Genomic DNA, 13,576 nt, shown 5'->3' with positions numbered 1-13,576 from the left:
AAGTGACCCAATGCTGGGTGAGGAGGTGCTTTCCTAGGCTCTGAATCTGCCACAAACGCGCAGGTGTGCCCAGCCTAAGCTGGAGCTGCCAAAGCACCGCGAAGAAGCGGCGCGGATCGTCCGCAGACGTTTCTCGCAATCACTGGTTTATGCCCGCTCAGCGCTATCGGAAAGAGGTCTGGATCGCGCGGGGGCACGTCAGCCGCTGACATCACATCGCTTGTTGCATCTTCAATGCAACGTCGTGCCGAACTTCGCTTCGGTTTGACTGCGCAATGTTGCCAGACCGAAAATAGGCTCCAGTCAGTTGAGATCGCCAGATGGATCTCACGGTGTCCATCTGCATAAGGGACTTAATGTCCATCTCGGGCGGCCAACCTCGCAAGGAGGTGTATCTGAACAACGGCCTGTCCACGACGAGCGCAACCGATCACAACGGCTACGACGAGCGCTCGGCGTTTCTGATCAAGGTGGAAGCAGGGCGCTTCAGATTGACGAAGTAGCCCGGCAATCAGTCGATCGCATCCGGCGGCATCGGGTCGGCTCTGCTCCTTCCGCTTGTGCTCCTCCATCAACATGGCGACGACCGACGGCTGCGCGCGAGTTCGCGCGTGTATACTGAGAGGTCAAAACGGGTAGAAACGTGTGCAATTTCATCTAGTTTGGAGTGCACATTTTCGTGCTTCATCCCATTGAGCGATTAGGATAAATTATTGGAATCGCAGGGCTATCGCTTTTTCTGTTGCACCAAAGGGCCTCGGTTGTCGCAGCTCATTCCGAGGATTGAAGCGAGTGGCAACAGACAGCCCCAATCACCGGAATCCTTCCGCGCAACCGTGACCTGCTGTCCGTAACCGCCGTGCGTGCGCGAGACCGTACCTTCGGTAGAGTCGGTGTTGTGAGGCGCCGTTTCGTGGAGAGTGCGGACCCGGTTACGGGGCCGCTGTGTGCTGCAGATCAAAAAAGTATCAGTTGCACATTGAAATCGTGGTGGCGGGCCCGGATACCGGTCGCTACGATCCCTAACGAGAGGAAGCGCTGAGCAAATTCAGCCGATAAGGGAACAGGGGCGGATCATCAAAAACCGCACCGGCCCGAAGGGAGCGGATATGGAACCGGACCTGGAAGTTGTCCAGATACGGCGCGGCGAATCGTTCAAGGCGTGGTCGCACGGCTACCCATTCCACACGGTCCGTTGGCATTTCCACCCTGAATACGAGCTGCACCAGGTCGTGGCGACCAGCGGTCGGTATTTCGTCGGCGACTTCATTGGCGAGTTCGAGCCGGGCAATCTCGTTCTTACCGGCCCCAACCTGCCGCACAATTGGGTGAGCGACCTGCCGCCGGGGAGCACCATCCCGCTGCGCGGACGTATCCTCCAGTTCAGCGAAGAATTCATCGGCGACCTCACGAAGGTCATGCCCGAGCTCTCGGGCCTTGCTGCGCTGCTGGAATTCTCGCGGCGCGGCGCGCTCTTCACCCGCAGCACCAGCGACAAGATCGCTCCACTGATGGAGGAGATCGCGTCGGCGAACGGTGTGCGCCGGATCGAGCTGTTCCTGATGATCCTGGGAACGCTCTCCCGCGCCCGAAGCGCGCGTCCGCTCTCCAGCCCGAACTATTTGCCTGACCCCTCGGGATACATGTCCGCGGGGATGAACAAGGCGCTCGCCTTCATCCGGCAGAACCTGACGCAGCCGTTCGGTGAAGCTGAGCTAGCGGCGATCGCAGGCCAGTCGCAAAGCGCGTTTTCGCGTTCCTTCCGCCGGCACACCGGCATGTCGCTGGTGCAATACGTCAAGCGGCTGCGCATCAATCTCGCCTGCCAGATCTTGATGAGCGACGAGCAGGCGTCCATCACCGACATCTGCTTCGAGGTCGGCTTCAACAATCTCTCTAATTTCAACCGGCAGTTTTTGGCCGAGAAAGGCATGCCGCCTTCGCGCTTCAGGCGATTGCTCGCGCAGAACATCGATACGGCACGCGCGGCCTAGCCGGCGAAAAGCAAAGGAGGAGATTACCACGGGAAGAATGACGCGGGCATGCCGATGGCAGCCCGCGACAGGAATCGCTTGTCCAGGAATTCCGCGCGGCTTCGGAGCACCGGCACTCATCGCCGCCGGGGACGGGAGCCGCGAGGGTCCATCTTCAAGGATCAACCACAGCACTCTAGTTCTGGAAAGGAAAGTCCGAATGAAAAGGTTCTCCCCGAAACATACGGGCACACTGGCCCTGGCCCTGTCGCTGCTCGGCACAACGGCCATGTTCTCGCAGGCCGCAGAGGTGAAGGACGCGACCGTTGCCTTCCTGATGCCGGATCAGGCGTCCACCCGCTACGAACAACATGACTATCCGGGCTTCGCTGCTGAGATGAAGAAGCTCTGCGCAAGTTGCAAGGTGATCTACCAGAACGCCGGCGCAGATGCGGCACGGCAGCAACAGCAATTCAACTCGGTGATCTCGCAGGGCGCCAAGGTCATTGTGCTCGACCCTGTCGACTCGACCGCTGCGGCCTCCCTGGTCAAGATGGCACAGTCGCAGGGCATCAAGGTCATTGCCTACGACCGGCCGGTCCCCGACGCCAAGGTCGATTTCTACGTCTCCTTCGACAACGAAGCCATCGGCAAGGCCATCTCCGACTCGCTCATCAAGCATCTGAAGGCCGCCAACGTCACGGCGAAGGAAGGTGAGGGCGTGCTCGAAATCAATGGATCGCCGACCGATGCCGCTGCGGGGCTCATCAAGAAGGGCATCCACGCGGGCCTTGATAAGAGCGGCTATCCGATCCTCGCCGAATACGACACGCCGGACTGGGCGCCGCCGAAGGCGCAGCAATGGGCGAGCGGCCAGGTCACCCGCTTCGGCAAGAAGATCCTCGGCGTGGTGGCCGCCAACGACGGCACCGGCGGTGGTGCAATTGCCGCTTTCAAGGCCGCAGGCGTCGATCCGGTGCCGCCGGTGACGGGCAACGATGCGACGATCGCCGCGCTTCAGCTCGTCATCGCCGGCGATCAGTACAACACGATCTCCAAGCCCAGTGAGATCGTGGCCGCCGCGGCGGCCCAGGCCGCGGTGAAGTTCCTCTCCGGCGAGACACCCAAGGCGGAAACCACGCTCTTCAATGCGCCATCGAAGCTGTTCGTGCCGGCGGTCGTCACTCAGGAGAACCTGAAGGCGGAGATCATCGACAAGAAGATCCAGACGGCCGATCAACTCTGCACGGGCCGCTATGCCGCCGGCTGTAAGAAGCTCGGCATCACGCAATAACTGCGTCCGTCCCGGCCGCTCGCTGCGGCCGGGACGAACGACGAGAGGACGGACTAGGACATGACCACGATCTCGGATGTCGATCACGCGCAGGGTGGACCGCGCAAGCCGGTCTTGAGTCTTCGCGGAATTTCCAAGCATTTCGGCGCCGTGTCCGCCCTGACCAATGTCGATCTCGACGTGCATGCCGGCGAGGTCGTGGCGCTCGTGGGCGACAACGGTGCTGGAAAATCCACGCTGGTGAAGATCCTTGCCGGCGTGCACCAGCCCAGCTCTGGAACGATCGCCTTCGGCGGCGAGCCGGTCGTCCTGTCCGATCCGTCCACTGCGCTCGGCCTCGGCATCGCCACCGTTTTCCAGGATCTGGCGCTCTGCGAAAACCTCGATGTGGTCGCAAATATCTTCCTCGGCCGCGAGCTCAATCCGATGCGGCTCGACGAGGTCTCCATGGAGCTCCGCGCCTGGACGCTGCTCAACGAATTGTCGGCGCGGATCCCGAGCGTGCGCGAGCCGGTTGCGTCGCTCTCCGGCGGACAGCGCCAGACAGTGGCGATCGCGCGTTCGCTCCTCACCGAGCCGAAGCTCATCCTGCTCGACGAGCCGACCGCCGCACTTGGCGTCGCCCAGACCGCCGAGGTGCTGGACCTCGTCGAGCGCGTTCGCGCCCGCGGCCTCGGCGTCATCATGATCAGTCACAACATGGAGGACGTCCGCGCGGTCGCCGACCGGATCGTGGTACTGCGCCTCGGCCGCAACAACGGCGAGTTCGAGCCCGACGCTTCCAACCAGGATCTCGTCACCGCGATCACCGGTGCGGACGAGAACTCGGTCTCGCGCCGCGCCAGCCGGCGCCACGCCCATCCGTCGCCGGGGCTTGGGCGATGACCGACGACACGCAACAGGTTTCGACCGCGCGCCTGCTCGACCGCAGTGATGAGCGGGTCAAGCACGCGGACACATTTGGGAACATGTTCAGCGCGTTTGTGGATCGCGTGCGGTCGGGCGACCTCGGTTCGCTGCCGGTGGTCGTCGGGCTCATTGTCATCTGCACGGCGTTCGAGAGTCTCAACCCTGTTTTCCTGGCGCCGAACAACCTTGTCAATTTGCTGTTCGATTGTTCGACGGTGGGGGTGATCTCGCTGGGCATCGTCTGTATCCTGATGGTCGGCGAGATCGACCTCTCGGTCGGTTCGGTGAGCGGATTTGCTTCGGCGCTCGTCGGCGTGCTTTGGGTCGGTCAGGATTGGCCGGTCGCTGTGGCGATCGTCACGGCGTTGGTGCTGGGCGCTGCCATCGGCGCGCTCTACGCATTTCTGTTCAATCGGCTGGGGATGCCGAGCTTCGTCTCGACCCTGGCCGGCCTGCTGGGGTGGCTGGGCCTGCAGCTGTATCTGCTCGGCTCCTCGGGCTCGATCAATCTTCCGTACGGATCGCCGCTGGTCAATTTCGGGCAGATGCTCGTCATGCCGCCAATCGTGTCCTACGTGCTGGCGGCGGTCGCGAGCCTTGTGATGTTCGTGACCAGCTACCGCACAGCGTTGCGCCGGCGGCAGGCAGGGCTATCGGCCAGTTCGCTCGGCCGCATGGTGCTGAAGGCGCTGCTGGTCACCGTCCTGCTCGAATTCGTCGTCTATTATCTCAATCTCGGCCGTGGCATTCCGTGGATGTTCGGACTGTTCGTCGGCCTGTGCGTGGTCATGAACTACGCGTTGACGCGGACCAAATGGGGCCGCTCGATGTCCGCCGTCGGCGGCAATCGCGAGGCGGCCCGCCGGGCCGGCATTAACGTTCGCCGGGTCTATCTGACCGCGTTCGTGCTGTGCTCCACGCTGGCGGCGGCCGGCGGCATTCTTGCCGCGGCGCGGCTGGCATCTTCCAGCCAGCAGGCCGGGACCGGGGATGTAAATCTCAACGCGATCGCCGCCGCGGTCATCGGCGGCACGAGCCTGTTCGGCGGTCGCGGGAGCGCCTATTCCGCACTGCTCGGCGTCATCGTCATTCAGTCCATCGCGAGCGGCCTGACGCTGCTCGATCTCTCCTCGTCGCTACGGTACATGATTACGGGCGCGGTCCTTGCCATTGCGGTCATCGTCGATTCGCTCGCGCGACGCTCACGCCTCTCCCATGGCCGAGCTTGAATAACCCGCACAAGAAAAGGACAAGCCTTGGCCCAGGAACTTTCAGGAAAAGTTGCCGCGATCACCGGCGCCGCATCGGGCATCGGTCTCGAATGCGCCAGAACATTGATCGGCGCGGGCGCGCGGGTGGTGCTGATTGATCGGGCGGAGGAGGCGCTGAGCAAAGCCTGCGTCGAGCTGGGCGATCAGGCGATTCCGTTACGCATCGACCTCACCGATCCCGAGAGCATGCAAGCCATGATGCCGCTTCTGCTGGAGAAGGCGGGCCAGCTGGACATCTTCCATGCGAATGCAGGCGCCTATGTCGGCGGCGAGGTGCTCGGCGGCGATCCCGACGCCTGGGATCGCATGCTCAATTTGAACATCAATGCGCTCTTCCGGTCGATCCATTCGGTGCTGCCGCACATGGTCGAGCGCAGGAGCGGCGACATCATCGTCACCAGTTCGATCGCAGGTCTCGTCCCCGTCGTCTGGGAGCCGATCTATACCGCCTCCAAGCACGCGGTGCAGGCGTTCGTGCATACGCTGCGCCGCCAGGTCGCCAAGCATGGATTGCGCGTCGGTGCCGTTGCGCCTGGTCCCGTCGTGACCGCTCTCATCAAGGACTGGCCCAAGGAGAAGATCGAGGAAGAAATGGCGGCAGGTGGCTTGATGCAGCCGGTGGAGGTCGCAGAGGCGGTGCTTTTCATGTTGACGCGTCCGAGGAACGTCACCATCCGCGACCTCGTCATTCTGCCGCAGAGCAACGATCTGTAGCATTCTCCGATTGGCGATCCAGATGACCAAACAATCCGATGACCGCCATTTTCTTGGCATCGATGTCGGCACCGGCAGCGCACGGGCCGGCGTGTTCGACCGCTCCGGCAGGCTGATGGCGAGTGACAGCTCCCCCATCGCACTTTGGCGGGAGGCCGGCGACATCGTCGAGCACTCGAGCGAGGACATCTGGCGTGCCGTATGCCGCAGCGTGCGTGGGGCGGTGGCACAGGCCGGCATCGCGCCCGACAGCATCGCCGGCATCGGCTTCGACGCGACCTGCTCGCTGGTGGTGCTGGGCGAAGGGGGCGCGCCGCTGCCCGTCGGGCCGTCCGGCGATCCCGCCCGCAACGTCATCGTATGGATGGATCACCGCGCCGGCGATCAGGCGCGCCGGATCAACCAGACGGGCGAGACGGTTCTTGACTATGTCGGCGGAACGATTTCACCCGAGATGGAGACGCCGAAACTGTTGTGGCTCGCCGAAAACATGCCCGACACGTTTTCCCGTGCGTGGCAGTTCATGGACCTGACCGATTTTCTTACCTGGCGTGCGACGGGGAGCCTGTCTCGCTCCATCTGTACCGTGACCTGCAAGTGGACCTATCTGGGTCATGAAAACCGCTGGGACGATCAATTCTTCCGCAGGGTCGGCCTCGGCGTGCTCGCGGACGAGCAATTCCGCAGGATCGGCACCGAGATCGTGCCCGGCGGAACGAGGCTGGCGGCGGGTCTGACGGCGGAGGCTGCGGCCGATCTCGGACTCGCGACGGGTACGCCGGTCGCTGCCGGCCTCATCGATGCACATGCCGGCGGTGTTGGTACGGTGGGCGCGCGTGGCACGGCGGGCACGGTGCTGACGCGCATGGCCTATGTGTTCGGAACGTCCGCCTGTACCATGACGACCACGCCGGATCCGTCGTTCGTCCCCGGCGTGTGGGGACCCTATTTCTCCGCCATGGTGCCCGGGCTTTGGCTCAATGAAGGCGGGCAGTCGGCCGCCGGCGCTGCCATCGAGCATCTGTTGCAGATGCATCCGCATTCCGCGCAAGCGACGCAGGCTGCACGCCAGAAGCAGCAGACGCTTGCCGATTGGCTCGCTTCGGAAACCGAATCCCGCGGCGGTGACGGAATGATTCCGCAATTGGTCGGCGAGGTTCATGTCGTTCCCGAATTCCTCGGCAATCGCGCGCCGTTCGCGGACCCTGACGCGCGTGCGCTGATTGCCGGGCTCGATATGGGCTCGGATCTGGAGAGCCTGCTGGCGCTTTATCTTGCCGGGCTGTGCGGTCTCGGTTGCGGGGCCAGGCAGATCGTTCGCGCCCAGCAGGACAGGGGCATCGCGGTCGATACGATCGTGGTCAGCGGTGGCGCCGCAAAGAGCCGCCTTGTGCGGCAAGTCCTCGCCGATATGACGGGTTTGACGGTGGCTGCGTCGGCATCCCCGGAGGCCGTCCTGCTCGGCTCCGCGATGCTTGGATCAGTTGCATCGGGCGACTATGCCAATCTCGGCGAGGCGATGCAGGCGATGTCGGTTCTGGGAGACATCTCTCGACCCCAGGCCGCTTTGGCGGATTGGGCCGATCGGCGCTTTGGAGCCTTCGAAGCGCTGCAGAAGGTCGGCCGGGCAATTCGAAGCGCTTCGTAGCTCCTTTGCCGACCGGATCCGGCGTCCCCAGGCACGACTTGCCTCCGACGCCGGCACTGCCCGACGGAGAGGGACATTCGACCCTCTTTCATCATCTCGACACATATGTCATGATAAAAATACAAATGTATATCCCGGGTCTTTATGCCCGGCGAGGGAGGGCTGCTCATGGGTAGGAAAGTCGCATTCATTGCGGCCTTGTTCGGCGCGTTGGCATTGGTTGGTCCGGCGCAGGCGCGGGTCGAAGTCCAGTGGTGGCACGCCATGAGTGGCGTCCTCGGCGACCGGCTCAATGAGCTGGTCGAGAAGTTCAACAAGTCGCAGGACAAGTACACGGTCGTCGCGGTCGCCAAGGGGAACTATGACGAGGTGACCAACGGGGTGATCGCCGCCTATCGCGCCAAGCGGCCGCCGGAGATGGTGCAGATCGCCGAGCGCGGCTACATGACGATGCTGCTTTCAGGGGCCATTGTCCCCGTGCAGGATTTGGTGGAGCAGAAGGGTTACAAGATCGACTTCTCGGACTTCATCAAACCCGTCGCAAGCTTCTGGAGCTACAAGGGCCGGATGTCAGCGATGCCGTTCAACTCGTCGACGCCGATCTTCTGGTACAACAAGGATCACTTCCAGAAGGCCGGCTTCGACAAGCCGGCCGACACCTGGCAGGAGCTGGAGAAGCAGCTCTACACCATCAAGTCCAAGGGGATCAGCGAGTGCGGCACGGTGCTGCCCGGCGATTTCTACTGGAGCCTGCTCGAGAACTACAGCGCCATCAACAACCAGCCCTACGGTACGCTTGCGAACGGCTTCGACGGGCTCGGCACCGAATTCGTCTACAACAAGACGAAGGTGGTCTCGCAAGTCGCGCGGCTCAAGAAATGGCTCGATGACGGCGTGATGCAGATCGCGGGTCAGGGCTTCAGTCCGGAACAATTGTTTACGTCGGGGCGGTGCTCGACCTTCGTCAATTCGACCGCCTCGCACGGCAACATCGAGCGCAATGCGACCATCAACTGGAGCGCCACCTTCCTGCCGCACGAGAGCGACATCAATCCGCCTCTCAACAGCACCATCGGGGGCGGGGCCATCTGGGTCATGAAGGGCCACACGCCGGAGCGATACGAGGCCGTCGCGGCCTTCCTGGATTTCGTCGCGCAGCCGGAAACCCAGGTCTGGTGGCACGGCGCAACCGGCTATGTTCCCGCGACCAACCGCGCCTATGCACTCGCGCGGGAGCGGGGCTATTACAAGGATCATCCGACCAGGGAGATCGCGGTGCTGCAGCTCTCGCGCGGCACGCCGAACGAGAACTCGCGCGGCTTCCGCTTTGGCAACTTCGTGCAGACGATGCTGGCCCAACGCCAGGAGGTAGAGGCGGTGTTCGCCGGTCAGAAGCCGCCGCAGCAGGCCATGGATGACGCAGTCAAGCGGGGTAACGAGATCCTGCGGCAGTTCGAAAAGCTGAATGCCGGGAAGACTCCGGAAACCGAGCGTCCATGACGTTGCGCCTGTCCATCCCGTGGCGCGAGGCACGCGCACCCGTGCTTCAGGGAAGGCACGGGGGCGGAGGGTCGAAGGCCGTGCCGGCGGCTGCCGCCGGTAGATCGCGTCCGTCGGGGAGAACGCGGCCGCGTGAGGAGGCCGGACTGAAGCGGGCCAATTTCGGCGACGGTCCCGGCCTGCCGACTTTGCTGTTGCTGCCGCAATTTCTGATCCTGCTGTTCTTCTTCTTCATTCCGTCGCTGCGGGCCCTGATGCAGTCCGTTCTGCTCAGCGATCCGTTCGGGACCAACGTTCAGTTCGTGTGGCTCGATAATTTCAAGACGCTGCTTGCGAGCAGCGACTACCGCCAGTCGATCGCGGTGACGTTCTGGTTTACGGTGGCGCAGAACGTGCTCACATTAGGCAGCGCGCTCGTGCTGGCCTTTGCCACCGACAGGATCGTACGCGGCCGTTCGGCTTATCGCACGATCATCCTGTTGCCCTATGCCATAGCGCCCGCGATCGCCGGCATCCTGTGGGCCTTCTTATTCAATCCCGCCGTCGGCCCGCTCGCGCAGGTGCTGCACGGGCTCGGTATTGCATGGGACCCCAACCTCAATCCGACCGATGCGCTGATCCTGGTGACGCTGGCCGCGTCATGGAAGCACATCTGCTACGACTATATCTTTCTGGTCGTGGGGTTGCTCGCGGTGCCCGTGTCGCTGATGGAGGCTGCCGCCGTGGATGGCGCGGGACCGATCCGCCGCTTCGTCTCGATCGCGCTGCCGATGCTCGGGCCCACCATCTTCTTCCTCACGGTGATGAACTTCATCTATGGCTTCTTCGAAACCTTCGCCATCATCGATGCCGTGACCAAGGGCGGCCCGGCCGGTGCAACCAACATTCTGGTCTACAAGGTCTTCGTCGACGGCTTCGTCAATCTCGATCTCGGCTCTTCCGCTGCACAGTCGGTTCTCCTGATGAGCTTTGCGCTGATCTGCACGCTGCTGCAATTCCGCTACTTCGACCGCAAGGTCAATTACGGGGTCTAGCCGCATGGTGGAACGCTCACCGATCCTTAACATGCTCTGCCACGCGATCCTGATCGCCGGCGCGCTGATGGTCTGCGTACCGCTGTATTTCGCATTCGTGGCCGGCTCGCTCACGGTGGCCGAGGTGCAGAAGGTGCCGCTGCCATGGCTGCCGGGAAGCCAGTTTTTCGACAATCTGCAGCTGGCCTGGAGCAAGGGCAATTTCAGCCGCACCTTCGCGAATTCGATTATCGTGGCGCTCGGCATCACGGCCGGCAAGATCGCGGTCTCGCTGCTCTCGGCCTTCGCCATCACCTACTTCCGATTCCGCTATCGAATGCTCGCATTCTGGCTGATCTTCACGTCGCTGATGCTGCCGATCGAGGTCCGGATCGTGCCGACCTTCGAAGCCGTGGCAAATGCGGCGCTGCCGCTGCAATGGCTCTTGGATACGCTCCATGTCGCCGATCTCTGGCGCTGGATCAGCGGGCACGAGGTCGCGATCGCGCTCGAATGGAACATGGTCAACACCTATCCGGGGCTGATCCTTCCGCTGATCGCCTCGGCCACCGCCACGTTCCTTTTTCGCCAATTCTTCCTGACGATCCCGGAGGAGCTGTGCGAGGCGGCGAGGCTGGATGGCGCCTCGCCGCTGCACTTCTTCTGGAGCATCCTGCTGCCGCTGTCCGTTCCGAACATGGTGGCGCTCGCCATCATCCTGTTCCTGTTCGGCTGGAATCAATATCTCTGGCCGTTGCTGTTCACGACCGACAAGGACATGGCAACGGCGGTCATTGCATTGAAGGGCCTGATCCCCCGCTCCGACAGCGAGCCGGCCTGGAACATCGCCATGAGTGGTGCGCTCCTCACGATGTTGCCGCCGGTGTTGGTCGTCCTGCTGTTGCAACGCTGGTTCATCAAGGGTCTTGTCGACAGCAGCAAATAGGGACTGATCATGGTTTTCATCGCCGGGCATCGCGGCGGACGCAATCTTTGGCCGGAGAACAGCCTGACGGGCTTCCGCAACGTGTGCAGGGAAGGGGTCGACGCAGTCGAGTTCGACGTCCATCAGAGCACGGACGGCGGGCTTGTCGTGATCCATGATCCGCTACTCGACCGCACCACATTCGAGAGCGGGCCGGTGGGCGAGCGCAGCTTGCGGCAACTGACGGCAACGCGTCTTCGTGATGCCGGCGATGAGCGCATTCCGACCTTGGACGAGGTGCTCGACGTGTTCAGCGAATCCACGCTCGAGCTCCACATCGAGATCAAGACGGATGCGCTTGGCAATTCCTATTCGGGCCTCGAGGCGCGGCTGATCAGCGAGATCAAGCGTCGGGGCCTGGAACGGCGTGCAATCATCACCTGCTTCGTGCCCGGCGTGATCGAGACCGCGCTCCGGCTGTGGCCGGAGGCGCGGGTGCTCGTTTCGCTCGACCGCCGTTCGGCGGAGATGATGGGCGGAATTGAGCCCGCGTTGACCCAATTGGCTGCCATTCCCGGCTGCATCGTCGCGGTCGAAAAATCGCTCCTGGGGCTCGCGTTGCCGCTCGCCCTCAAGATGCTCGGATCCGAGCGTCTCGGTGCATGGGTGACCAACGAGCCGGAGGATATCGCTTACTGGCTTGCCCAACCGGTGCGGCAGATCACGACCGATCGGCCGGATCTCGCCGTGAGCATTCGCCGCAGGCTCGAAACGATGCCGGCGCGCCCATGATTCCCCGTCGCCGCTTTCTCGTGGGATCGCTGGCGAGCGCCGCCTTGGCTGCGCCCGCCGGGTTCGTGCGGGGAGCGCCGGTTTCGCTCAGCGCAGATCCTTTCACGCTCGGCGTTGCGTCCGGATGCCCGCGGGAAGATCGCGTCATCCTGTGGACCCGCCTTGCTCCGCAGCCGCTCGAGGGCGGCGGCATGCGGGACGCGGCAGTGGACGTCGAATGGCAGGTTGCTGACGACGAGGCCTTTGCGCGCATCGCCACCCACGGCGTCGTGCGGACGACCGCGGAGCTTGCGCATTCCGTGCACGCCGAGGCGACGGGGCTGCGGCCGGATCGCGTTTACTGGTACCGCTTCCGCGCCGGCCCGGCGCTCAGCCCGGTCGGACGCACCCGAACCGCGCCCGCCAGGGCGGCGCGGCCTTTCCGCTTTGCTTTCGCATCCTGCCAGCAATACGAGCAAGGCTATTTTACCGCCTACCGCGACATGGCCGCGCGCGATCTCGACCTGGTCGTGCATCTCGGCGATTATATCTACGAGAAATCCTGGGGATCGCGCCACGTCCGCCAGCATGGCGTTGGAATTCCGACGACGCTCGAGGAATTCCGCAACCGCTACGCGCTCTACAAGAGCGATCCCGACCTGCGAGCGGCGCACGCTGCCTTTCCCTGGCTTTCGGTCTGGGACGACCACGAGGTGATGGACGATTATGCCAATGATCGCTCCTACACCGTGCGCGATGCCGCTCAGTTCCTGAAGATCCGTGCGGCAGCTTATCAGGCCTATTACGAGCACATGCCGCTGCCACCCACGGCGCGCCCGCGCGGCGCCGACGCCACGATCTATGAACACTATCGCTTCGGCGAGATGCTCGACGTGCTGCTGCTCGACGACCGGCAATATCGCTCGGCTTCGGCCTGCGTCGGAAGCGGGCGGCCGACCTGGGTGGCTGACTGTGTGAGCCGGACGGATGAAGCGCGGACGATGCTCGGCGAACTACAGGAACAATGGCTCGATGCGCGCCTGCGCGACTGTCGCGGCCGTTGGACAATCGTCGCGCAGCAGACATTGATGGCGCAGGACAAGCGGGAAGCGGACGATGGCGCGCATTTCTGGATGGACGGCTGGGACGGCTATCCCAACGCCCGCCGCCGGCTGCTTGATTCGCTTGTCGCGCAACGCCGGCGCAATCCGATCGTGATCGGCGGCGACCGCCACGCCTTCTTTACCGCCGATCTGAAGCATGATTTCGCCCGGCCGGACGGACCGACCATTGCGACCGAGTTCGTCGGTACGTCGATCACCTCAGACGGTCCGAGCGAAGCCAGCGTGCGCAAGACGCTGGCGGAGAATCCGCATCTGCTCTATGCGCGTGGCGACAAGCGCGGCTATGCGACCGTGGAGCTCGACGCCCGGCATTGCACTGTGGGATTCGAGGCGCTCGACGACGTCAAGGATGCCGCGAGCGCGGTGCGCCGGCTGACGAACTTTGTGGTCGAGGATGGCGCGCCGGGCGCGAGGGTCGCATGACGAGATCCGCA

Annotated in this window: 11 protein-coding genes and 1 pseudogene; all 12 read left to right on the top strand. The window is 63.3% G+C overall.

Translation table 11 applies throughout. The features are described 5' to 3' along the window. Positions 1-383: 383 nt before the first annotated feature. Positions 384-503 (top strand): annotated as a pseudogene (locus tag RAD04_RS26570) (ABC transporter substrate-binding protein); the annotation flags it as partial. 606 nt (positions 504-1,109) lie between these two features. Beyond that, on the top strand, positions 1,110-1,994 hold the full coding sequence (locus tag RAD04_RS26565) for an AraC family transcriptional regulator (protein WP_461626136.1): 885 nt from the start codon (positions 1,110-1,112) through the stop codon (positions 1,992-1,994). A gap of 199 nt (positions 1,995-2,193) precedes the next feature. After that, positions 2,194-3,267 (top strand): ABC transporter substrate-binding protein, encoded by a 1,074-nt coding sequence (locus RAD04_RS26560; RefSeq protein ID WP_183231547.1) that lies wholly within the window; start codon positions 2,194-2,196, stop codon positions 3,265-3,267. Positions 3,268-3,327: 60 nt separating this feature from the next. Continuing rightward, entirely contained in the window at positions 3,328-4,152 is an 825-nt protein-coding gene (locus RAD04_RS26555) for an ATP-binding cassette domain-containing protein (RefSeq protein WP_461626135.1), read from the top strand. After that, on the top strand, positions 4,149-5,405 hold the full coding sequence (locus RAD04_RS26550; protein WP_461626134.1) for a sugar ABC transporter permease: 1,257 nt from the start codon (positions 4,149-4,151) through the stop codon (positions 5,403-5,405). The genes RAD04_RS26555 and RAD04_RS26550 overlap by 4 nt, the downstream gene beginning before the upstream one ends. Positions 5,406-5,432: 27 nt before the next feature. Beyond that, positions 5,433-6,161 (top strand): SDR family oxidoreductase, encoded by a 729-nt coding sequence (locus RAD04_RS26545; RefSeq protein WP_461626133.1) that lies wholly within the window; start codon positions 5,433-5,435, stop codon positions 6,159-6,161. A gap of 22 nt (positions 6,162-6,183) precedes the next feature. Continuing rightward, positions 6,184-7,809, top strand: a complete 1,626-nt coding sequence (locus RAD04_RS26540; protein WP_461626132.1) for an FGGY-family carbohydrate kinase — start codon at positions 6,184-6,186, stop codon at positions 7,807-7,809. A gap of 168 nt (positions 7,810-7,977) precedes the next feature. Continuing rightward, positions 7,978-9,309 carry an extracellular solute-binding protein gene (locus RAD04_RS26535; protein ID WP_461626131.1) on the top strand — a complete coding sequence of 444 codons (1,332 nt, stop codon included), beginning with the start codon at positions 7,978-7,980 and terminating at the stop codon, positions 9,307-9,309. Positions 9,310-9,389: 80 nt separating this feature from the next. Further along, the gene (locus RAD04_RS26530) at positions 9,390-10,343 is read left to right on the top strand and encodes an ABC transporter permease subunit (protein ID WP_461626130.1); all 954 of its coding nucleotides are present in this window, start codon (positions 9,390-9,392) and stop codon (positions 10,341-10,343) included. 4 nt (positions 10,344-10,347) lie between these two features. Next, positions 10,348-11,268 (top strand): ABC transporter permease subunit, encoded by a 921-nt coding sequence (locus RAD04_RS26525; RefSeq protein ID WP_461618521.1) that lies wholly within the window; start codon positions 10,348-10,350, stop codon positions 11,266-11,268. Between the two features lie 9 nt (positions 11,269-11,277). Further along, a complete protein-coding gene (locus RAD04_RS26520) occupies positions 11,278-12,039 on the top strand; it encodes a glycerophosphodiester phosphodiesterase family protein (protein WP_461626129.1) in 762 nt (253 codons plus the stop codon). Then, a complete protein-coding gene (locus RAD04_RS26515) occupies positions 12,036-13,565 on the top strand; it encodes an alkaline phosphatase D family protein (protein WP_461626128.1) in 1,530 nt (509 codons plus the stop codon). Before RAD04_RS26520 ends, RAD04_RS26515 begins: the two co-directional genes overlap by 4 nt. Positions 13,566-13,576 lie beyond the last annotated feature (11 nt).

The organism is Bradyrhizobium sp. 25ACV (assembly GCF_054863005.1).
The sequence above is the reverse complement of the archived record's forward strand: the minus strand, read 5'-3'. Positions and strand labels throughout refer to the sequence as shown.